This is a genomic window from Sphingobium sp. WTD-1, from assembly GCF_030128825.1.
Classification (GTDB): Bacteria; Pseudomonadota; Alphaproteobacteria; order Sphingomonadales; family Sphingomonadaceae; genus Sphingobium.
The window spans coordinates 230001-251319 of record NZ_CP119127.1; the positions used below are offsets into that span (position 1 = coordinate 230001).

Below are 21319 nucleotides of genomic sequence, written 5' to 3' on the forward strand. Positions count from 1 at the left end.
AAGTCGGCGCGCCGGTCCATGATGGTGCGGCCAAGCAATTCCTCATTGGCGCCGAAGCCATAGAGGGCGGCGGTGTCGAAGAAGGTGACGCCGACATCGAGCGCATGGCGCAGCAGCCGTTCGGCCTCATCCGCAGACGGGCGCGGCAGATAGGCATGGGAGAGGTTCATGCAGCCAAGGCCGATGGCGGAAACGGTGAGCGCGCCCAGGCGGCGGGTGGGAAGAGTGGTCGTCATGGGGTGGGAAGCATCCTGTCGGTTGGAGCCGTGCATGGCGCAAGAGATAGGTCCGCCTCTCCGCTCTGTCATGCCCTTGGTCATGCCCTCACCCGGCAGGACGAAAGAAGATGGGGTTTACCCGGCTTAATAAAGCCAATCTTGCCCGGCGGGCGCAGCAGGGTCATTTCGACGGCACATTATAGACCCTTATGCCGTCCAGCGGCGCGAGCGAGCCCATGACCCGGAACCTTACCCATTTGGAGCGCCTAGAGGCGGAGAGTATACATATATTGCGGGAGGTTGTGTCGGAGGCGGAACGGCCTGTGATGCTGTATTCGGTGGGCAAGGACAGCGCAGTGATGCTGCATCTGGCCAAGAAGGCCTTCTATCCCTCGCCGCCGCCCTTCCCCCTGCTCCATGTCGACACCACCTGGAAGTTCCGGGCGATGTACGATCTGCGCGACAAGGCCGCGCGCGACGCGGGGATGGAACTGCTGGTCCATCATAATCCCGAGGCGCAGGCGCGCGGCATCAACCCGTTCGACCATGGCGCGCTCCATACCGACATGTGGAAGACGGAAGGGTTGAAGCAGGCGCTCGACAAGTTCGGCTTCGACGCGGCCTTTGGCGGCGCGCGGCGCGACGAGGAGAAGAGCCGCGCCAAGGAGCGCATCTTCTCCTTCCGTACTGCCTCGCACGGCTGGGATCCCAAGAACCAGCGGCCCGAACTGTGGAACCTCTACAACGCGCGCAAGGCCAAGGGCGAGAGCATCCGCGTCTTTCCGATCAGCAACTGGACCGAGCTCGACATCTGGCAATATATCCAGCTCGAAGGCATCGAGATCGTGCCGCTCTATTTCGCTGCGCCGCGCCCCACCGTCGAGCGCGACGGCATGCTGCTGATGGTCGATGATGACCGCTTCCCGCTCGCGCCCGGCGAAGTGCCGGTCGAGCGCTCGATCCGCTTCCGCACTTTGGGCTGTTATCCCCTCACCGGCGCAGTCGAGAGCGAGGCCAGCACCCTGTCCGAGGTGATCCAGGAGATGCTGCTCACCACCACATCCGAGCGCCAGGGCCGTGCCATCGACAAGGATGCCGGCGGCGCCGGCATGGAGAAGAAGAAGCAGGAGGGTTACTTTTGACGCGCCACGGAATGCGTAGCGTTCCGAAGCGTCAACCCCGGCAAAGGCCGGGGCCTCAGGCCTCCGGGCTGACCCTCTCCAAGATCAACCAGATCCCAGCCTTCGCTGGGATGACGGGACAAAGCCAATGACCGATACGCTCACCCAGCCCGACAGCCAGGCCCCGATCTACCAGACCGATGCGCTGATCGCGCAGGACATCGACGCCTATCTCGACGTCCATCAGCACAAGACCATGCTGCGCTTCATCACCTGCGGCAGCGTCGATGACGGCAAGTCCACCCTGATCGGGCGGCTGCTCTATGATTCGAAGATGATCTTCGAGGATCAGCTCGAAGCGCTGCAGGCGGACAGCAAGCGCGTCGGCACGCAAGGCGGCGAGATCGACTTCGCCCTGCTGGTCGATGGCCTCGCCGCCGAGCGCGAACAGGGCATCACCATCGACGTCGCCTATCGCTTCTTCGCCACCGAGAAGCGCAAGTTCATCGTCGCCGATACGCCCGGCCATGAACAATATACCCGCAACATGGTCACCGGCGCGTCCACCGCCGACCTGGCCGTCATCCTGATCGACGCGCGCAAGGGCATCCTCACCCAGACGCGGCGCCATAGCTACCTCGCCCACCTGATCGGCATCCGCAACATCGTGCTCGCCGTCAACAAGATGGACCTGGTCGGCTATGATCAGGCCGTGTTCGACAGGATCGTCGCCGATTATGCCGCGTTCGCGCAGAGCATCGGCATCAGCGCCTTCACGCCCATCCCCATCTCCGGCTTCAAGGGCGACAATATCACCGCCCGGTCCGAGAATACGCCCTGGTATCAGGGGCCGACCCTGATGGCCCATCTCGAAAGCGTCGAGGTCGATGCCACCACTGCAGCGGCCAAGCCCTTCCGCATGCCGGTCCAGTGGGTCAATCGCCCCAACCTCGACTTTCGCGGCTTTGCCGGCCTGATCGCCAGCGGATCGGTCAAGCCGGGCGATGCCGTGCGGGGGCTGCCCTCGGGCAAGACCAGCACCATCAGTCGCATCGTTACGCTGGATGGTGACCTGGACGAGGCGATTGCCGGCCAGTCGGTCACGCTCTGCTTTGCCGACGAGATCGACTGTTCGCGCGGCGACGTGATCGCGGTCGCCGACAATCCTCCGCAAGTCTCCAGCCAGTTCGAGGCGACCATCGTGTGGATGGATGACGAGGCGATGCTGCCGGGCCGGCCCTATTGGCTCAAGATCGGCACGCAGAGCGTATCGGCCACCGTCCAGGCGCCCAAATATGTCGTCAACGTCAACACGATGGAGCATCTGGCCGCCAAGACGCTGGACTTGAATGCCATTGGCGTGGCTGAACTGGCGACCGACAAGCCGATCAGCTTCGAGCCCTATGCCGACAACCGCACGCTCGGCGGCTTCATTCTGATCGACAAGATCAGCAACCGCACCGTGGCGGCGGGCATGCTCCACTTCTCGCTGCGCCGCGCCCAGAATGTCCATTGGCAGGCGACCGATATCGGCCGGCAGGACCATGCCGCGCTCAAGAACCAGCTGCCCCGCATCCTCTGGTTCACCGGTCTCTCCGGCTCGGGCAAGTCGACCATCGCCAATGAGGTGGAAAAGCGGCTCGCGCTGATGAACCGCCACACCTTCCTCTTGGATGGCGACAATATCCGCCATGGCCTCAACAAGGATCTGGGCTTTACCGAGGCGGATCGGATCGAGAATATCCGCCGCGTCGGCGAGGTTGCCAAGCTGATGGCCGACGCGGGCCTGATCGTGCTGACCGCCTTCATCTCGCCCTTCCGCGCCGAGCGCGAGATGGTGCGCGAGATGCTGCCGCAAGGCGAGTTCATCGAGATCTTCGTCGATACGCCCCTCGAGGTTGCCGAGGCGCGCGACGTCAAGGGTCTCTACAAGAAGGCGCGATCGGGTGCCCTCAAGAACTTCACCGGCATCGACAGCCCCTATGAGGCGCCCACCAGCCCCGAAATCCGGGTCAACACCGTCGAGATGACCCCGGAGGAAGCCGCCGAGCATATCATCCGCAAGATCATGCCGCTCAAATGAGCAACATGATGACAGACGCGGACCTGGCCGCCCATCTCGCCGAAACCGCCGGCCGCCTGCTGCTGGAGGTCCGCGCCTCGGGCCTGTTCAGCGCCAGGGCGCTCGGCAAGGCCGGCGACCAGACCGCCAACCAGTTCCTCGTCCATGCGCTGCGGGAGCAGCGGGCACAGGATGGCCTGCTCTCCGAGGAGATGGCCTGTGACGGGGCGCGGCTCCAGCACAGCCGCGTGTGGATCGTCGATCCGGTCGACGGCACCCGCGAATATGGCGAGGAACGCGCCGACTGGGCCGTCCATGTCGGTCTTGCCATCGACGGCGTACCGACCATCGGTGCGGTTGCGCTGCCCGGCCATGACGACGGCATCGTCCTGCGCACCGACCAGCCGCGCGCAATCCCGCCCGCGCCCGAGAAGCTCCGCATGGTCGTATCCCGCACCCGCCCCGCACCCCAGGCGGTCGCGGTCGCCGAAGCGCTGGGCGCCGAACTGGTCCCCATGGGATCAGCCGGCGCCAAGGCCATGGCGGTGATCCTGGGACAGGCCGACATCTATCTCCACGCCGGCGGCCAATATGAATGGGACAGCTGCGCCCCCGCCGCCGTCGCACTCGCACACGGCCTCCACGCATCCCGCATCGATGGATCGCCGCTGACCTACAACCAAGAAGACACATACATGCCTGACCTTCTCATCTGCCGGCACGAACATGCCGACATGGTGCTGGGGGCACTGAAGGGCTAGGGGCGATCGACATTCAGATGATGACGTGACGAAAATGGTGGATTTCCGTGACCCGGAGCGCAGCGTACTTAAAGTACGTGAGCACCGGAAGCGCGGAAAACCGCCATTTGCAGGCCGTCAGGGCTGAATGTCGATTGCCCCTAGGCGCGGGTCGTCAGTCCGGCGCCGACATCGGCGCCCGCCCAGGCGCGCCAACGATCGCCGTCCGGATCGACCTCCACCCGATCCGTCAGGTCGAAAATCTTCACCGCCGGCCGGCCCGGCATATAGGCGGGCCAGTCCGGCTCGGGCGCGCCATGACGGACGAAATGGGCGATATGATCGGTCATCCGCCGGCCGAGCGCAGCCCGGCGCCCGCGCATCGGCCCGCCCCGCGCAAAGGCGGCGCGCAGGCCGCGCATCGGCCAGGTCAGGGTCAGGTCGAGGCCATGGGCGGCGCCGGCGATCGGATGGCGATAGTCGAAGCGATAGAACCAGGTCGGCGCCTGCCCCGACTGGCGATCGGCAAAATGGCGCGTCGGCATCAGGAAGGTGAGATCGGTGGCGAGCGCGCGGCGCCCCGCCTTGTCGCGCGGATAGGCGGCCAGGATGCGCGCGGCATGGTCGGCCGGCAATTGCGCATGGAGCAAGGCTTCGAGTGCCGGCCAGCCGGTCGGCAGGATATCGCCGGGCATCAGTTCGAACAGGCGGATTTCCTCACGCGTGGCACCGGCGAGCAACGGCACCGGCGCGGCCGGCTCGGCCACCGCCTCCGCCAGCGAGGCAGGCAGCAGGTCGCCGTCGAACCAGGGGGCGGAAGGAATGGTGCCGGGATTGGCGGCGCCAGCCGCGCCCTGCGCCTCGAACAGGCGGATGAGGTCCATGCTGCGCAGCGCAGCCAGATCGGGATCGCCGAGCGCCGCCATATAATCGCGCGCCACCTGTTCGCTGCGGGCGCGGCCATGGATCAGGCTGACGGCACCGCTCTGCATGATCGCCCCGGCAAAGAGACCGCGCGCGGCGCGCGCATGGAGCAGCAGCGAGACCGACATGGAGCCGGCCGACTGGCCGCCGACCGTCACCCGCGCCGGATCGCCGCCGAAGGCCGCGATATTGTCGCGCACCCAGCCAAGCGCCGCAATCTGGTCGCGCAGGCCGAGATTGGAGGGGATGCCCGGCACGACCGCGCCGAAATTGACGAAGCCGAGTACGCCCAGCCGATAGTTGATGGTGACGACGATGATGTCACCGTCGCGGGCAAGGTCGCTGCCGTCATAGCTATGGCCGCCGCCCGCAACGAAGGCGCCGCCATGGACCCAGACATAGACCGGCAGCGGGCCGGTCGCGCCATCGGGCACATGGATGTTGAGCGACAGGCAATCCTCGGCAAAGTCGGGCATCGACAGCCGCGCTCGCTTCGCCAGATTGCCATACATTTGCGGACATTGCGGACCGGGACGCGATGCGTCGCGCACATCATTCCAGGGCGTCGGCGCTTCCGGGGCGGCAAAGCGGTCGCCCCGCGCATAAGGGATGCCGCGCCAGCATCGCACGCCGTTCGCCAGGATGCCGCGCACCAGCCCAGCCGTCGTCGTCACCGTCAATCCGTCCATGCCGCCCCTTCCGTCTTGCGGCGAAGATGCTAGGCGGCGCTGGATGAGGCGCCAACGCGCGGGATTCAGATAGCGGCGGGGCGATGCCCCTGCCCGATCAGGGCTGCATCGATGGCGTGACGACCAGCCGGTCGAGAATTTCCGCCATGCGATCGAGCGGATAATCGGGTTCCTGCTGCAGCCACCAGGCGAGAATCTCGACCGTGGCGCTGACCGCGAAGACGATGCGCAGTTCGTCGGGCAGCCATCCGGCATCGTGCGGCGTCTGCTGCGCCAGCTGGCGTGCCTGGTCGGTAAATTCCTGCTTGAGCATGGTCGCCGCACCGCCGGTCAGAAAGGCCGACCAGAGCGCGCGCCGTTCGCTGACATAAGCGAACAGAGTCATGCAGGACTGGCGCGCATCATCGGCGAACAGGATCGGTAGCGCGCGCTGCAAAAGGTCGGCGATCTGCCCGGCGGCGAGATCGTGCAGCAGCGCATCCTTGGAAGGATAATGGCGGAAGAAGGTGGCGTAGCCGACCTCCGCCTCGCGCGCGACCTCGCGGATCGTCACCTGATCATAGGGGCGGGTTTCCAGCATGTGGAGCATCGCGTCGAGCAGCTGGCGGCGGGAGCGCAGCTGGCGCGCGTCGGTCGGCAGATTATCCATCGGGGCCATGGCTTAGGGCCTTCGCACCCGCCTGAACAGAGGGGAGGATCGCCCGGCCGATGATCCGCCCCCGCCCCATTGCCCGGCGCCCCTGCCCGATTAGGGTCCGGCCCGACAGGAGAGGAAGCACGCCATGGACAGCCGGATCGAAACGCTGATCGCCAAGGAAGAGATCAGGGAACTGGCCCAGCTCTATTCGCGCGGGGTCGACCGGCATGACTTCGCGCTGATCCGATCGCTCTATACTGACGACGCGACCGACAGCCATGGCACCTATTATGACGGACCGGTCGACGGCTATGTCGCCTTTCTCGAAGCGTCGCTGCCGCACATGCATATCGGCAATCATTTCGTCTGCAACCATCTGGTCAATGTCGACGGCGATACCGGCGAAGGCGAGGTCTATGCCATTGCCTGGCACCTGATCCCCGACGGCAAGGGCGGGCTGCTGCACGATATCCAGGGGGTGCGCTATATCGACAGCTATCGCCGCGTCGATGGCCAGTGGCGCTTCGCCAAGCGGGTGGTGAGCTTCGACATGAAGCTGTTGCAACCCGCCGCCGACCATGGCGACAAGCCGGTGCCGGTGCATGATCCCAGCTATGCGCTGCTGGCGCCGCTGTTCGCGCGCGGGGCCGGCCGCTAGCCGCTTCGCCGCAGCGATGTCACCGCCACTTCCTTGACAGTCAAATCAACAATCCTGTTGATGATGGCCAAGAAGAGGGGCGCGACAGGCGCCCGCTGGAGCGGATGATGGCCTTTTCGACGATCGACCTGACCGCGCGTATCGGCACCGAGATCCGGACCGACGCGGCAACCCTGGTGTCGGGCGCCCACGCCGACACGATCCTGGCGCTGTTGCAGCAGCGCGGCGTGCTGATCGTGCGCGGACTGCACATGAGTCGCGAAGATCAGCTGGCCTTTTCCCACACGCTGGGCCGGGTCCAGCCGCAGGGCGAAGGCGGCATCTTCAAGGTGACGATCGACCCCAAGGAAAATCCCGGCGCCGAATATATCAAGGGCGCCTTCTTCTGGCATATCGACGGGGCAAGCGACGATGTGCCCAATTTCGCCGCGACACTGAACGCCAAGTCGCTGTCCAGGACTGGCGGCAGCACCTATTTCGCCAACACCTATGCCGCCTGGGACGACCTGCCCGACGAAGAGAAGGCCGCCTATGACGGGCTGCGCGTGGTCCACAGCTTCGAGACGTCGCAGCGCTATGTGAACCCCGAACCCACCGTGGCGGAGCTGAATTTCTGGCAGATGCGCACGCCCAAGGTGCATCCCTTGGTCTGGACCCATGAGACCGGCCGCAAGTCGCTGGTGCTGGGATCTACCGCCGACCATGTCGAGGGGATGGACCCGGCGCAGGGTCGCGTGCTGCTGTCCAGGCTGCGCGAATGGGCGATCCAGCCGCAATTCGTCTATCGCCATGACTGGACCGAGGGCGACCTGCTGATCTGGGACAATAGCGGCACGATGCACCGGGTCGATCCCTATCCGCTGGAAGAAAATCGGATGATGCACCGCACGACGATCGAGGCGATCGAACAACTGGTCGGCGCCTGAAAAGCGACACCGAAATTGACATATAGGAAGGAATTGCGATGACGAGGTCTCTCAACGGCCGCACGGCCGTGGTCACGGGTGCGGGTTCGGGCATTGGCCGCGCGATCGCGCTGCGCCTGGCCGAAGATACGGCGAAGATCGCGGTGTGGGACATCAACGGCGACGGCGCGGCCGAGACAGTCAAACTGATCGAGGCGGCGGGCGGCACTGCCATCGCCATCACCGTCGACTGTTCGGACAAGGCGGCGATCCATGCGGCGGCAGAAGAGACGCGGGCGAAGCTGGGGCCGATTGCCATCCTGGTGAACAATGCCGGCATCGCCCCCTTCACCCCGTTCATGGACATCGATGACGACCTGTTCGACAAGGTCATCCACATCAACCTGCGCGGCCCCTATCTGCTGACCAAGGAAGTGCTGCCCGACATGCTCGCCGCCGGCTGGGGCCGGGTGATCAACATCACCTCCTCCTCGGTCCAGTCGGGTTCCTTCGCCCAGGGCCATTATGTCTCGTCCAAGGGCGGCCTGATGGGCATGACCAAGGCGCTGGCGCTGGAATTCGCGCCGAGCGGCGTGACCTTCAACATGGTGCCGCCCGGCTTCATCGACACGCCGATGTTGCGTGCCGCACCGATCGACGCCGACGCCTTTGCCCAGACGCTGCCGATGAAGCGGATCGGCAAGCCGGAAGATATCGCCGCCGCCTGCGCCTATCTGGCGTCGGAAGAAGCCAGCTACATCACCGGCCAGACGATCAGCACCAATGGCGGTCGCTATATGGGGTCGCATTAACAGGATCGCATCTGGCGATGAGAGCCGGGACGCTTGCATGGGCGGCCCGGCCATTTATGCTCCGGCCATGGTCCAGAAACGTCGCGTCGGCGCCGAAAGCTCCGAAACCCGCGCCCGGATCGTGGAGGCCACCGAACAGGTGATCCGCGACGAAGGCTATGCCGCCGCCAGTTCGCGCCGGGTGGCGCTGCGCGCCGAGTTGCCGCCTTCGCTGGTCCATTATTATTTCCCGACCACCGACGACCTGCTGCTGGCGGTGTTCCGCCGCGGCGCCGAACAGAGCGACGCGATGATCGAGGCGGCGCTGACCAGCGCCGATCCGGTGCGGGCGCTGTGGCGATTCTTCTCCGACCCCAGCCGCAACGCGCTGGCGATGGAATTCGTTGCCATGGCCAATCATCGCAAGGCGATCCGTGCCGAGATCGCCCGCCACAGCGAAGCGATGCGGGATCGCCAGGCGCAGTTGATGGAGCAATTGCTGGGCGATCGACTAGCCGGTCACAAGGTGACGGCGGCGGGCCTCAGCCTGTTGCTCGCGGCGGTCGGCCGCACCTTGGTGATGGAAGCCGACATGGGGGTTGCGAGCGGCCATGCCGACGCCCGCGCTTCGGTCGAGGCGCTATTGGACGAATTGCTGCCGCCCGAAAAATGAGAGGCATTGACTTTTCCATGCAGGCATGTTGAACATGTGTTCAAACGCGCAGGGATGCATAGGAGAGCAAGGCATGTCCGCCACCACCATTACCCGTTTCGTGCATGAAGATATCAAGCCGAGCATCGGCAGCCGCATCCTCAACAGCAAGGAGGAGCTGCTGGCCGGCGAACTGGCGCCGCAGATTCGCGAGCTGCTGGAACAGCGCGGCGTGCTGGTCTTCCCGAAGATCGACTTCACCGACGAGGAACAGATCGCCTTCACCAAGACGCTGGGCGCCTTTGCCCCCGAGCATCGCGGTGGCGAGGAAATCCACAAGATCACCCTCGACGTGAAGGAAAATCCGCAGAGCGCCGAATATCTCAAGGGCTCGCTCTACTGGCATATCGACGGCACGATGAACGACGTGCCGATCCTCGCCTCTTTGCTGTCGTGCAAGGTGCCCGCGACCTGGGGCGGCAATACCGGTTTCTGCAACACCTATGCCGCCTATGAGGCGCTAACCGACGAGCAGAAGGCCGAATATGAGACGCTGCGCGTGATCCACTCGGTCTGGGCGACGGTCTTCTATTATGAGCCCGAACCCAGCCTCGCCAAGCTGAAGGGCATGCGCCAGGTCGGCGAGAATGAGCTGCCCCTGGTGTGGAACCACAAGTCGGGCCGCAAGTCGCTGGTGCTGGGCTGCACCGCCCAGCGGGTCAAGGATCTCGATCCCTATGCCAGCGCCGAAATCCTGGTCGGGCTGCGCGAATGGGCGACCCGCGAGGAATTCAGCTACAGCCATGAATGGAGCGTCGGCGACCTGGTGATCTGGGACAATACCGGCACCATGCACCGGGCCGAGAAATATGATCCCGACTGCAACCGGATGATGCACCGCACCAAGCTGCAGGGCGAAGAACCCTTCGAATAAGGAGCGGCCCCACGGCCTTTCCGCGCCCGCCGCCCTACCGGGTTGGCGGGCGTTTTGCCCTGCCCTCGGAGCATCGTCATGAGCACCCCGCTGACCTTCGGCTATCTCTATGATTTCCGGAACCCGCCCCAATGGGAACGGCGGCCGGCCGATCTCTATGCCGAGATATTGGACTTCGTCGCCTGGAGCGAAACGGCGGGCTTTGCCGGTGCCTGGGTGCCCGAACATCATGGCGCACAGGATGGCTATATGCCCGCGCCCAATGTCGCACTGGCGGCAATCGCGGCGCGCACCAGCAAGATCAGGCTGGGATCAGCGATCGCGCTCGCCCCGCTCTATCATCCGGTCCGCTTTGCGGAGGAATGCGCGGTGCTGGATATCCTGTCCGACGGCCGGCTGGAGATGGCGCTGGCGATCGGCTATCGCCGCCGCGAGACCCAAGCCTATGGCGTCGATTTCGGCAAGCGCGGCGCGCGCTTCGACGAGTTTCTGGCAATCGTCCAGCGGCTATGGGCCGGCGAGACGGTCGATTTTGCCGGGCAGCATTACAATGTCGCCGGCGCGACCCTGCGCCCGGCCGCGCCGCGCGGGCGCATCCCCCTCTATATTGGCGGCTTTGCCGAAAAGGCGCTGGCACGGGTGGCCCGATATGCCGACGGCTATTTCGGCAATGAGGAAGTGTGCGGCCTCTATGCCGACAAGCTGCGCGCCGAGGGGAAAGACCCGGCCGCCGCGCGCATCCGCATCCAGAGCCTGTTCACCCTGGTCGCCGAAGACCCCGAGGCGGCAATGGCGGAGATTGCCCCCTATTTCCACCATGTGAACGAAACCTATGGCGCGTGGCTGGCCGAGGATCAGGCATCGGGCATCGACAAGGTGGCGCTCAAGCCCATGTCGCTCGATGCGTTCAAGCGCAGCGGCATCCTGCAGATCCTCACCCCCGACGCGGCGATCGACCATTTCCGCGCAATGCAGGAGCGCATCAATGTCGAGCATATCATGATGATGCTCCCGCCTGGCCTGCCCCCGGCAAAGTTCCAGCCCTATGCCCAGCTCTTCGCCGACAAGGTGATGCCCGCCTTCTGAAGGGCGGACGATCGCATCCATCTCGTCCCGCCTGCATCCCACCTATACCGGCATCAGCGCAAATTCGATCCGGTTGCGGCCCAGCTTCTTGGCCCGATACAGCGCCTGATCGGCGCAGCTATAGATGGCATCGAACGCCGGTTCGGGCGGGGCGACGCAGACCGCACCGATGCTGGCCGTGACGGGAATCATGCCCTGGTCGGTCTCGACCGGCATGGCCCGCATCCGTTGCAACAGACGTTCGAGCAGCGCATGGAAATCCAATGCGTCGATATCCTGCACCGCGATCAGGAACTCCTCGCCGCCGAAGCGCGCGATCAGGTCGCCCTTGCGGCACACGCCGTGCAGCAATTGCCCGACCTGCACCAACACCCGGTCGCCGACATCATGGCCGAACCGGTCATTGATCGCCTTGAAATGATCGAGGTCGATCAGCGCCACGCCATGGCCCGTCCCTGACGCACCGATCGCCTTGAAATGCTCGATGAAGGCCCGGCGATTGAGCGTATCGGTCAGCGGATCGCGATCGGCCAGTTGCTGCAGGCAGTCGGCCTGGCGATGGATATGCATCAGCGCCGCGATGAAATGCGCCATCGCCGACAAGCGCCGTTCGTCGCTGCGGTCAAAGGCGTCGCATATGGTCCGGCCGACATTGATCGTGCCGAAGCATTGGTTGCCGCTGAACAGCGGCACGTCGAGGCAGGAAAGGATGCCATGGCCGGCCAGCATTTGCGCATCCAGATCCGCCGATCGCGACAGGTCGTTGCACCATTCCGCCCGCGCCGTGGAAAAGACCCGGCCGACCATCGTGCCGGCAATCGGGATCGGCGTATCGCGGGGAATGGCGTCATTCCCCTCCAGCGCGATCAGCTTGAGATGGGTATCGCCGTCGACCAGCGTGATCGAGGCCCGGTCCGCCTCGAAGATCGAGCGGAACCAACGGGCGACGATGGCCGGTATGTCAGCCATGGATTGCGACGCGGCGAGATCATTGATGAACTGGAGCGGCAGCCGGATATCCTCCGCGGCCGATAGGGTTTCGCCGGATGCGGCGGCCGGCAAGGGCCTGGCTACGCTATCCATGTCCTCTCTTTCCCATGGCCTCGTCCGACAAGGAACCATCCAACGACAGAATGGCCAATGTTCGGGATTGCCATGCAATCAACAGGCCCGATATTTACAGCCATGCTTGGAAAGCTCAAGAAAAAGCGTATTTTACAGATAATATCTATTTGTATAACGCTACCAGAATAGCGCGTGATCAGGTCTGGATTGGCTAACCCACCGTAACGGAAACTACTGACGCGCCGCCAGAACCGCCGCCATCTGCGCGACCAGTTCGGCGGTCGGCCCGGCATCGTCCCAGGCATAGAGCGACACGCGCATGGAGGTCTCTATTCCGAACGAGGTATAGAGACGCACAGCCCGCCCAGCCGCCGCGCGAATCGGCACCAGCGACAGGCCCATACCCGCCTCCACCGCCGTCAGCACGCTGGTGAGGTCGCTGCCGGTGAAGGCGACATGGCAGCGCCGCCTCTCCCGCCCGATCCGGTCGAACATCGCGTCGCGATAGAGGCCGCCCGCCGGAAAGGCGACCAGCGGCAGTGGATCGGGCCAGTCGCCCTGCCGGTCCGCGCTTTCATGCCAGCCGATCGGTTCGGGGAAACTCGCGCGGCAATCGGCGCTCGGCGTCGGTTCCTTGACAGCGATGATGTCAAACTCGCCCGCGCGATAGCGACGGGTGAGATCACGGCTGAGCCCGGTGGTGACGTCCAGCCGTACCGCCCGATATTGGTCGGAAAAGCGGGCGAAGACCCGCATCATGTCGCGACTGGCAATGTCGTCGGGCAGGCCGATGCGGATCGACGCGCTGCCGGCCGGATCGGCAAGCAGGCTTTCCGCCTCCTGCTGCAGCGACAGGATGCGTCGGGCATGACCGAGCAGCCGTTCGCCCGCCGCCGTGGGACGCACCGGCCGCGCCGCTCGATCCACGAGCATGTGCCCCACCGCCTGCTCCAACCGCCCCAGCTGCTGGCTGATGGTCGACTGGGTCATGTGCAGCCGCTGCGCCGCGATGGTGAAGCTGCCGCTGTCGGCGATCGCAACAAAGGCACGGAGCAGGCGCGGATCGAGCATGGCATTCCATTTGGATTATGAATGATTGCCATTCATATATGTTGTTTGGCGATGATGCAGCCCCTGCCTATCCTGCGCGCCGCACAAGAACCGGGGATTTCCATGAAGACGCTTCTCGCCGCGCTGCTGGCCGCCACTGCCCTGTTGCCCTTGCCCGCTGCGGCAAAGACCGCGCCGGCCCGCGCCGACCTGCTGATCCGTCATGCGACGGTGGTTGATGTCGAGCATGGCCGTCTGGTCCCCGACCAGGCGGTCGCGACCAGGGGCGACCAGATCGTCGCGGTCGGCAACGACGCCACGATCGCCGCCGCCTGGCACGCGGGCAAGAATGTCGAGGCGAAGGGCCGCTACCTGATCCCCGGCCTGTGGGACATGCATGTCCATTTTGGCGGCGGGCCGGAGCTGATCGAAGAGAATAAGGCGCTGCTTCCGCTCTATATCGCCAATGGCATCACTACCGTGCGCGATGCGTCGGGCGACCTGCCCTATGATGTGCTGCGCTGGCGCGGCGAGATTGCCGACGGGCGGCTGTTCGGCCCGACCCTGCTGAGTTCCGGTCCCAAGATCGAGGGGATCAAGCCGGTGTGGAAGGGCACGCTGGAAACCGGGTCGCAGGCGGACGTCGACCAGGCGATCGCCAAGCTGAAAGAACTGAACGTCAATTTCGTCAAGATCACGGACAGTACCCTGAAACCCGAGCTGTTTCTCTATGCCGTGCGCCAGGCGCGCGGCGCCGGGCTGCGCGCGTCGGGCCATATCCCGATGGCCCTGACCGTGGGCCAGGCGATCGAGGCCGGGATCAGTTCGATCGAGCATATCGACTATGCGCATAAGGCGGGCGTGAAGGATGAGGCGCGGATCACCGCCGATTTCGCCGCCGGCAAGATCGACCGGGCACAGGCCAGCGCGCAACTGGATGCCGGCTTTGACGAAGCCACTGCCATGGCCGCCTATCGCGACATGGCTGCGCGTGGCGTGTTCGTGACGCCGACGCTCAGCATCTCGCGCACCGTCGCCTATCTCGACAAGGAAGATCACAGCGCCGATCCTGAACTGGCCTATATCGGGCCGCGCCTGCGCAAGACCTATGACTGGCGGATCGAGCGCGCGGCCAAGGCGACACCCGATCAGATCGCCCAGCGCCACGCCATCTACGAGCATAATGCCGCGATCCTGCCGCTGTTGCAGCAGGCCGGCGTCACCATCATGGCCGGCACCGACGCGGGCTTCCTCAACAGCTTCGACTATCCCGGCTTTGCCCTGCACCAGGAACTGGCGCTCTATGTCGATCGCGGCCTGACCCCGGCCCAGGCGCTGGCCAGCGCCACCCGCGCCGGCCCGGCCTGGTTCGGCCTGCTCGACCGCTATGGCGCGGTGGCGGAGGGCAAGCAGGCGGATATGGTCCTGCTGACCGCCAATCCGCTGGAGGATATCCACGCGACCAAGGCGATCGACGCGGTGATCCTGCGCGGCACGCTGCAGGATCGCGCCCGGCTCGACGCACTACTGGCAGAGACGAAGGCGAAGGTCGCCGCCTGGAATGCGGCCACCCCCAAGCCCTGACCGGCCGGTTTACAGCAAGCGGCCGCACGCATTAGACCATCGGGAGCGGCCACCCGCCGCGCCTGATGGAGCCCCGCTTGCCCGACACCCGACTTGGCCATCCCGTCTATCGCGACATGCCGACCACCATCTTCGAGCATATGTCGGCCCGCGCGCGGGAAACCGGCGCGATCAATCTGGGGCAAGGCTTTCCCGAGGGGGCGGGGCCGCAGGCGGTGTTGCAGGCGGCGGCTGACGCGCTGCTGACCCGGTCCAGCCAATATCCGCCGATGCCCGGCCTAATCGAACTGCGCACCGCGCTGGCCGATCATTATGCCCGGCGTCAGGGGCTGGACCTCAGCCCACAGGACATCATCGTCACATCGGGCGCGACCGAGGCGATCGCCGCCAGCCTGCTGGCGCTGGTGCGGCCGGGGGACGAGGTGCTGATGCTGGCGCCGCTCTACGACGCCTATCTGCCGCTGGTCGAGCGGGCTGGCGGCGTGGCCAGGGTGGTGAAACTGACGCCGCCAGACTGGCGTGTCACCCACGAGGCGCTGGAGGCGGCGATCACGCCCCGGACCCGCATCCTGCTGATGAACAATCCGGTAAACCCGACCGGCATCGTGCTGCGCGAGGCGGAACTGGCGCTGCTGGCCGACCTGTGCGTCGCCCATGACCTGATCGCGCTCTGCGACGAAGTATGGGAGGAGACCGTCTATGACGGGCTGCCTCATCGCCCGCTGATCGGCTTTCCCGGCATGCGCGAGCGCACGGTCAAGATCGGGTCGGCGGGCAAGATCTTCTCCGTCACCGGCTGGAAGGTCGGCTGGATGTGCGCCGCGCCGCCGATCGCTACCCTGCTCGCCCGCGCGCACCAGTTCCTGACCTTCACCACCCCGCCCAACCTGCAATGGGCGGTGGCGCAGGGGCTGGGCTGGCCCGATGATTGGCTGAACGACCAGCGCGCCGCCTATCAGGCGTCGCGTGATCGGCTGGCGGCGGGGCTTAGCCGGGCGGGCTATGTCGTGCAGCCAAGCGGCGCCACCTGGTTCCTGTCAATCGACCTGCCCGCGTCGGGCATCACGATGGATGACGTGACCTTCTGCAACCGGATCATCGACGAGGCGGGCGTGGCGGCGATCCCGATCTCCGCCTTCTACCCCGACGATCCGGTCACCCATCTGGTCCGCCTCTGCTTCGCCAAGTCAGACGCGACGCTGGATCAGGCGATCGAGCGGCTTGCCGCCTTTCGCGCGAGCCTTGACTGACGCAGGATCGCCGCGCCCAGGATCAGCATGAGGATCAACAGAAGGCCTTGCGCGGCGAGGAAGGGCGGCTCCGAGCCGGTCGGCGCCAGCCGATTGAGCGCCGGCACCTTGAGGAAGCCCTGCACCACCAGCACGAACAGGTTGAGCCACAGGGCGATGGTCGCGGTCACCGCATAGACGCTCCGCGCCCGGCCCCGCAGGCCAAGGCCGTAAAAGGCGGCGAAGGCGACAATCAGCACCAGCGTCGAAATGATGCCGACGCCGATCGCCGGGGTGAAGCCGCGAAAGGGAAAGAGGAAGCCGGTCAGGCTGGTGAGCAGGGTCGTCACCAGGAACAGGCCCTGCACTTTTGGCAGGACATGCCCCTTTGCCATGGCCGGCAGGGCGACAAGGCCACTGACGATGCCGATCAGGCTGATCGCGACATGCAGGGCGATGAAGGCGGGAATGGAAAGACCGAGGATCATGATGCTTCTCCCTGGAAAATTCCCGTCACCCCCGCGAAAGCGGGGGTCCATCTCCCAACGATGCATCCAGACGCAAGGTCAGGAGATGGATTTCCGCCTTCGCGGGAATGACGAAAGAGGTCAGGCGGTCACCCGATAACGGGGCGCCGCATCCTTGAGCGACAGGTTGGGCCGAAGCGCGGCCCGCGCGGCGAGATAGGCGTCGAGGTCGGCCCGGTCCGGCAGCGCCGGAATGGTGATCGCCTCGCCCATGTCGAGCCCGGCCAGCGCCGCGTCGACCATCACCTCGACATCCATCACCATGTGCGGCGGCAGGCCGGCAATCTGCTCCGCCGTCCAGATGGCGGTGCGGGTGATGCCGGGCAGCACCGCCTGCACCTTCACGCCCTTGCTGCCCAGTTCGACCTGCAGCGCCTCGGTAAAGGCCAGCACATAGGCCTTGGTCGCGGGATAGACGGCGGTGAAGCCATCCGGCATCAGCGCCGTGACCGATGTGATGTTGATCAGCGTGCCTGCGCCCTTCGCGGCCAGCCGCGGCGCAATGGCGCGAGACAGCCGCGTCACCGCCAGGATGTTGAGGTCGATCAGGCCAGTGAGATAAGTCGGGTCGGTCTCGACGAAGGCCTGCTCCCCGGCGATGCCGGCATTGTTGACGAGGCCGGTGATAGCGTCATCGTCGCGCAGCCGCGCCTCGACCCGCGCCAGATCGTCAGGCTTGGCGAGGTCGGCGGCGATCACTTCCACGCTGACGCCGCTGTCGGCGCGCAGGCGGGCGGCCAGCGCCTCCAGCTTCTCGGCGCGACGAGCGACCAGGATCAGATTGGCACCGCGCTGGGCAAAGCGATCGGCATAGACGGCGCCGATACCGTCCGACGCGCCGGTGATGAGGATGGTGTCTTTGGTCATGGGATGTCTCCTTGGAGCCACCCCCGTCCGCTTCAGCACCTGTCGAAAACGAACGGGGGGCGGAATTGTCAGCCGTTGATGAAATCGAGCAGGTCGGCGTTGAACCGGTCCTGGTGAGTCTGCGTCAGCCCATGGTCGGCGCCTTCATACACGATCAGCACCGCCTGTTGGACGATCTTCACCGTCGACAGGGCCGCCGCGCCGATCGGCACGATCTGGTCGTCATCGCCATGCAGCACCAGCGTCGGCACATCGACCTTCGTCAGGTCGGCATGGAAATCGCTTTCGGAAAAGGCGCGGATCGAGTCGAGCTGGCCCTTGAGGCCGCCCATCATCCCCTGCCGCCAGAACTCCTCGCGAATGCCCTCGGAGATGACCGCGCCGTCCCGGTTATAGCCGTAGAAGGGGATGGTCAGATCCTTGAAGAACTGGCTGCGATTGTCGAACGTGCCCTTGCGGATGCCGTCGAACACGTCGATCGGCAGGCCGCCGGGATTGGCCTCGGTCTTCAGCATCAGCGGCGGCACCGCGCCGATCAGCGCCAGCTTGGCGACCCGGCTGGTGCCATGGCGGCCAATATAGCGGGTGACTTCGCCGCCGCCGGTCGAATGGCCGACCAGGATGATGTCGGACAGGTCCAGCGCCGTGATCAGGTCGGCCAGATCGTCGGCATATTGGTCCATATTATTATTGTCCCACACCTGGTCCGACCGGCCATGGCTGCGGCGGTCATGGGCGATGGTGCGGAAGCCATGATTGGCGAAATAGACCATCTGCGCGTCCCAGGCGTCGGCGCTGAGCGGCCAGCCATGGGAGAAGATAATCGGCTGGCCGTCGCGCGGTCCCCAATCCTTGTAGAAGATGCGGGTGCCGTCCCTGGTGGTGACATAGTTGCTCATGTGAAATTCCCTTCTTCTGTTCCAGAAGGGCGTCCTTCACGCCCTGTGCTTGCAGAATTAGTGGCAATGGCGGAGGATCGGGATTGGCGGTTCCGACATTAAGCGGGCCGATTCCGACAAAGGATCTGGACATGGCCGACAGCAGCCTTCCGCGCGCCGAGGTGGGCATATTGCTCTACCGCAACTGTCAGCAGGCGATGGTCCATGGCATGACCGACCTGATCGACATTGCCGGGCAGTTCTCGGTCCAGCATGGCGGCCCGGTGGTGCGCGTCAGCCATTGGCAGATGGGCGATGACGGCTGCTTCGCCCGCAGCCATGACACGCATGAAGGATTGGGCGGCACGCCCGACATCTGGCTGGTCCCCGGCCGCCTGACCGGCGTGCCCGAGGCGGAGGAAGCCGCGCCCTATGCCGGCTGGCTGCTCGATCGCCATGCCGCCGGGGCGACGCTCGCCTCCAATTGCGGCGGCGCCTTCCTGCTGGCGGCGACCGGCCTGCTCGACGGCCGCCCGGCCACCACCCACTGGTGGTTCGCCGACGCCTTCCGCACCCGCTTCCCGGCCGTGAAGCTCGATTGCGACCGCATCGTCATCGATGATGGCGACATCATCACCGCCGGCGGGCTGATGGCCTGGACCGACCTTGGCATGCGGCTGGTCGACCGGCTGCTCGGCCCGACGGTGATGCTCGACACCGCCAAATTCCTGCTGATCGACACGGCCGGGCGCGAACAGAAGCATTTCGCCCGCTTCCTGCCGCGCCTGAGCCATGGCGACGAGCCGATCCTGAAGGTGCAGCACTGGCTCGCCGCGCGGGAGGCAAAGGCGGTCAGCGTCACGGAAATGGCGGCGCAGGCCGCGCTGGAGGAGCGCACCTTCCAGCGCCGCTTCAAGGCGGCGACCGCCATGACCCCGATCGAATATGTCCAGCATCTGCGCGTGGCAAAGGCGCGCGAGCATCTGGAATTTACCCGGCGCACGATCGACCAGATCGCCTGGAGCGTCGGCTATGAGGATGCCGCCGCCTTCCGCAAGCTGTTCCACCGCCTGGTCGGCCTGTCGCCCGGCGACTATCGCGCCCGCTTCGCCGCGCCCAGCGCACAGGCGGCATGACGGCACACACAAGGAAGGTTCTTGCGGCGGCTTCCTTCGCTCGCTAAGTTCCCGTTTCGTTCCCAAAAAGGATAGTTATGGACAGCCTCGCCGCCCTTCTCATTCCCGTCGCACTGCTGATCGGCCTTGCGGTCGGCTGGCTGCTCAAGGGCAAGGCGCTGGCGCCGCTGACCGCCGAAAAGGCCGATCTGGCCGGCAAGCTCGACATCGCCACCGCCCAGCGCAACGGCGCGATCGCCGAACTGGCGGTGGAGAAGGAACGGGTCGCGCAGGGCATGGCCCAGCTCGCCCGGCTCGAATCCGCGCAGGCCGCATCCGAACAGCGGATCGAGGCGCTGCAGGCCGCCGCCAGCCAGCGCATCGAGGCGATCCAGACCGAGCGCGAGGCCGCGCTGCGTGACCTCGCCGCGCTCCAGTCCGACATCCATGCCCGCACCCAGGCGTTCGAGCAGCAGATCGCCGCGCTCAAGGATGCAAAGGAACAGCTCTCCGCCCAGTTCAGCGAAATCGGCGGCAAGCTGCTCGAATCCGCCCAGACCCAGTTCCTGACCCGCGCCGACCAGCGCTTCGCCCAGGCGAGCGAGAAGAGCGAGGCGCAGTTGAAGACGCTGCTCAATCCGGTCGAAACCACGCTCAAGCGCTATGAGGAGGGCCTCGCCCGCGTCGAGAAGGACCGGGTCGGCAGCTATGCCGAACTGCGCGAAGCGGTGCAGCAGGTCCATCTCGGCCAGGGCCAGGTGCGCGAGGAAACCGCCAAGCTGGTCAACGCCCTGCGCGCCGCGCCCAAGACGCGCGGTCGCTGGGGCGAGCAACAGTTCAAGAATCTCATCGAAACCGCCGGCCTTTCCCCCTTCGTGGACTTCAAGGAGGAAGTGTCGGTCGCGGTCGAGGACGGCCGCCTGCGCCCGGACTTCGTCATCAACCTGCCCGGCGACCAGCAGATGGTGGTCGACGTCAAATGCTCGCTGGTCGCCTATCTGAACGCGGTCGATCAGGTCGATCCGGCGCTGCGCGACGCCCATATGCTCGACCATGCCCGCGCGATGCGCACCCATGCCGACGCGCTGGGGCGCAAGGCCTATTGGGAACAGTTCGACAAGGCCCCCGACTTCGTCATCATGTATGTGCCGGGCGACAATTTCGTCACCGCCGCGCTGGAGGCGGACATGGAGCTGTGGGAACGCGCCGCCAAGAATCGCGTCATCATCTGCGGCCCCGCCACCTTCCTGCCGCTCGCCCGCACGCTGGCGGGTCATTGGCGCCAGGCCAAGATGCAGGAGCAGGCACAGCAGGTGGGCCAGCTCGGCAAGGAACTCTATGAGCGGCTGGCCGTCGCCGCGACCCACCTCAAGCGCCTCGGTTCCGGCCTCAACAGCGCGGTCTCCAATTACAACAGCTTCATCGGCAGCTTCGAGACGCGCGTCCTGTCCACCGGGCGCAAGTTCCGCGATCTCGACATCGAGACCGGCGGCAAGGAGATCGAGGCGATGGAACCGCTCGACGTCCTCGCCCGCGACGCGCAGGCCGACGAGGCCCGCGCGCTGCCGGCGGCGGAATAGGACGCCC

The 21319-nt window shown here is 65.5% G+C and carries 21 protein-coding genes (1 of these 21 running past the window's edge); 13 read left to right on the plus strand and 8 right to left on the minus strand.

Annotated features, from left to right (window positions below; genetic code table 11):
- On the minus strand, window positions 1–236 hold the 5' portion of the coding sequence (locus N6H05_RS01135; protein ID WP_284112367.1) for an aldo/keto reductase. Its footprint begins 778 nt before the window's first position; 236 of the gene's 1014 nt are visible here — the first part of the coding sequence; the start codon lies at window positions 234–236; the stop codon falls past the left edge of the window.
- Between the two features lie 218 nt (window positions 237–454).
- Here N6H05_RS01135 and cysD point away from each other — a divergent pair, with 218 nt between their 5' ends.
- The 3 genes from cysD to N6H05_RS01150 all read left to right on the plus strand — a co-directional run bounded on the left by cysD (window position 455) and on the right by N6H05_RS01150 (window position 4162).
- Window positions 455–1360 carry a sulfate adenylyltransferase subunit CysD gene (cysD, locus tag N6H05_RS01140; protein ID WP_284112368.1) on the plus strand — a complete coding sequence of 302 codons (906 nt, stop codon included), beginning with the start codon at window positions 455–457 and terminating at the stop codon, window positions 1358–1360.
- Window positions 1361–1487: 127 nt separating this feature from the next.
- Entirely contained in the window at window positions 1488–3422 is a 1935-nt protein-coding gene (cysN, locus tag N6H05_RS01145) for a sulfate adenylyltransferase subunit CysN (protein ID WP_284112369.1), read from the plus strand.
- 8 nt (window positions 3423–3430) lie between these two features.
- The gene (locus tag N6H05_RS01150; protein ID WP_284114140.1) at window positions 3431–4162 is read left to right on the plus strand and encodes a 3'(2'),5'-bisphosphate nucleotidase CysQ; all 732 of its coding nucleotides are present in this window, start codon (window positions 3431–3433) and stop codon (window positions 4160–4162) included.
- A gap of 140 nt (window positions 4163–4302) precedes the next feature.
- Here the strand turns inward: N6H05_RS01150 and N6H05_RS01155 are convergent, their stop codons facing one another.
- Window positions 4303–5754, minus strand: a complete 1452-nt coding sequence (locus N6H05_RS01155; RefSeq protein WP_284112370.1) for a carboxylesterase/lipase family protein — start codon at window positions 5752–5754, stop codon at window positions 4303–4305.
- A 97-nt stretch (window positions 5755–5851) separates the two neighbouring features.
- On the minus strand, window positions 5852–6412 hold the full coding sequence (locus N6H05_RS01160; protein ID WP_284112371.1) for a TetR/AcrR family transcriptional regulator: 561 nt from the start codon (window positions 6410–6412) through the stop codon (window positions 5852–5854).
- A 124-nt stretch (window positions 6413–6536) separates the two neighbouring features.
- Between N6H05_RS01160 and N6H05_RS01165 the strand changes: the two genes are divergently transcribed.
- From N6H05_RS01165 to N6H05_RS01190, 6 genes are all read left to right on the plus strand, one after another.
- Window positions 6537–7049, plus strand: coding sequence for a nuclear transport factor 2 family protein (locus tag N6H05_RS01165; RefSeq protein WP_284112372.1), 513 nt, complete (start codon window positions 6537–6539; stop codon window positions 7047–7049).
- Between the two features lie 104 nt (window positions 7050–7153).
- Entirely contained in the window at window positions 7154–7975 is an 822-nt protein-coding gene (locus N6H05_RS01170; protein WP_206434215.1) for a TauD/TfdA dioxygenase family protein, read from the plus strand.
- A gap of 38 nt (window positions 7976–8013) precedes the next feature.
- Window positions 8014–8766 (plus strand): SDR family NAD(P)-dependent oxidoreductase, encoded by a 753-nt coding sequence (locus N6H05_RS01175; RefSeq protein WP_026109319.1) that lies wholly within the window; start codon window positions 8014–8016, stop codon window positions 8764–8766.
- A 67-nt stretch (window positions 8767–8833) separates the two neighbouring features.
- On the plus strand, window positions 8834–9418 hold the full coding sequence (locus tag N6H05_RS01180) for a TetR/AcrR family transcriptional regulator (protein ID WP_284112373.1): 585 nt from the start codon (window positions 8834–8836) through the stop codon (window positions 9416–9418).
- Between the two features lie 73 nt (window positions 9419–9491).
- Window positions 9492–10331, plus strand: coding sequence for a TauD/TfdA dioxygenase family protein (locus N6H05_RS01185; protein ID WP_004209027.1), 840 nt, complete (start codon window positions 9492–9494; stop codon window positions 10329–10331).
- 78 nt (window positions 10332–10409) lie between these two features.
- Window positions 10410–11417, plus strand: a complete 1008-nt coding sequence (locus N6H05_RS01190; protein WP_284112374.1) for an LLM class flavin-dependent oxidoreductase — start codon at window positions 10410–10412, stop codon at window positions 11415–11417.
- Window positions 11418–11459: 42 nt separating this feature from the next.
- On the opposite strand, the gene N6H05_RS01195 is transcribed toward N6H05_RS01190, so the two are convergent.
- Together N6H05_RS01195 and N6H05_RS01200 are read right to left on the minus strand one after the other, a co-directional pair.
- On the minus strand, window positions 11460–12500 hold the full coding sequence (locus tag N6H05_RS01195) for a sensor domain-containing diguanylate cyclase (RefSeq protein ID WP_284112375.1): 1041 nt from the start codon (window positions 12498–12500) through the stop codon (window positions 11460–11462).
- 213 nt (window positions 12501–12713) lie between these two features.
- The gene (locus N6H05_RS01200; RefSeq protein WP_284112376.1) at window positions 12714–13553 is read right to left on the minus strand and encodes a LysR family transcriptional regulator; all 840 of its coding nucleotides are present in this window, start codon (window positions 13551–13553) and stop codon (window positions 12714–12716) included.
- A gap of 102 nt (window positions 13554–13655) precedes the next feature.
- Here N6H05_RS01200 and N6H05_RS01205 point away from each other — a divergent pair, with 102 nt between their 5' ends.
- The gene (locus N6H05_RS01205) at window positions 13656–15116 is read left to right on the plus strand and encodes an amidohydrolase family protein (protein ID WP_284112377.1); all 1461 of its coding nucleotides are present in this window, start codon (window positions 13656–13658) and stop codon (window positions 15114–15116) included.
- A 65-nt stretch (window positions 15117–15181) separates the two neighbouring features.
- Window positions 15182–16366, plus strand: a complete 1185-nt coding sequence (locus N6H05_RS01210; RefSeq protein WP_284112378.1) for an aminotransferase — start codon at window positions 15182–15184, stop codon at window positions 16364–16366.
- Here the strand turns inward: N6H05_RS01210 and N6H05_RS01215 are convergent.
- The 3 genes from N6H05_RS01215 to N6H05_RS01225 all read right to left on the minus strand — a co-directional run bounded on the left by N6H05_RS01215 (window position 16321) and on the right by N6H05_RS01225 (window position 18638).
- Window positions 16321–16833 (minus strand): hypothetical protein, encoded by a 513-nt coding sequence (locus tag N6H05_RS01215; RefSeq protein WP_284112379.1) that lies wholly within the window; start codon window positions 16831–16833, stop codon window positions 16321–16323. The two genes, N6H05_RS01210 and N6H05_RS01215, sit on opposite strands and share 46 nt — an antisense overlap.
- 120 nt (window positions 16834–16953) lie before the next feature.
- Window positions 16954–17739, minus strand: a complete 786-nt coding sequence (locus N6H05_RS01220) for an SDR family NAD(P)-dependent oxidoreductase (protein WP_284112381.1) — start codon at window positions 17737–17739, stop codon at window positions 16954–16956.
- A 68-nt stretch (window positions 17740–17807) separates the two neighbouring features.
- Window positions 17808–18638: an alpha/beta fold hydrolase gene (locus N6H05_RS01225; RefSeq protein ID WP_284112382.1), complete on the minus strand. Its 831-nt coding sequence runs from the start codon at window positions 18636–18638 to the stop codon at window positions 17808–17810.
- A 131-nt stretch (window positions 18639–18769) separates the two neighbouring features.
- Between N6H05_RS01225 and N6H05_RS01230 the strand changes: the two genes are divergently transcribed.
- Both N6H05_RS01230 and N6H05_RS01235 read left to right on the plus strand, forming a co-directional pair.
- On the plus strand, window positions 18770–19753 hold the full coding sequence (locus tag N6H05_RS01230; RefSeq protein ID WP_284112383.1) for a GlxA family transcriptional regulator: 984 nt from the start codon (window positions 18770–18772) through the stop codon (window positions 19751–19753).
- A gap of 77 nt (window positions 19754–19830) precedes the next feature.
- Complete coding sequence (locus N6H05_RS01235; RefSeq protein ID WP_284112384.1) at window positions 19831–21312, plus strand: DNA recombination protein RmuC; 1482 nt, start codon at window positions 19831–19833, stop codon at window positions 21310–21312.
- Window positions 21313–21319: the final 7 nt, after the last annotated feature.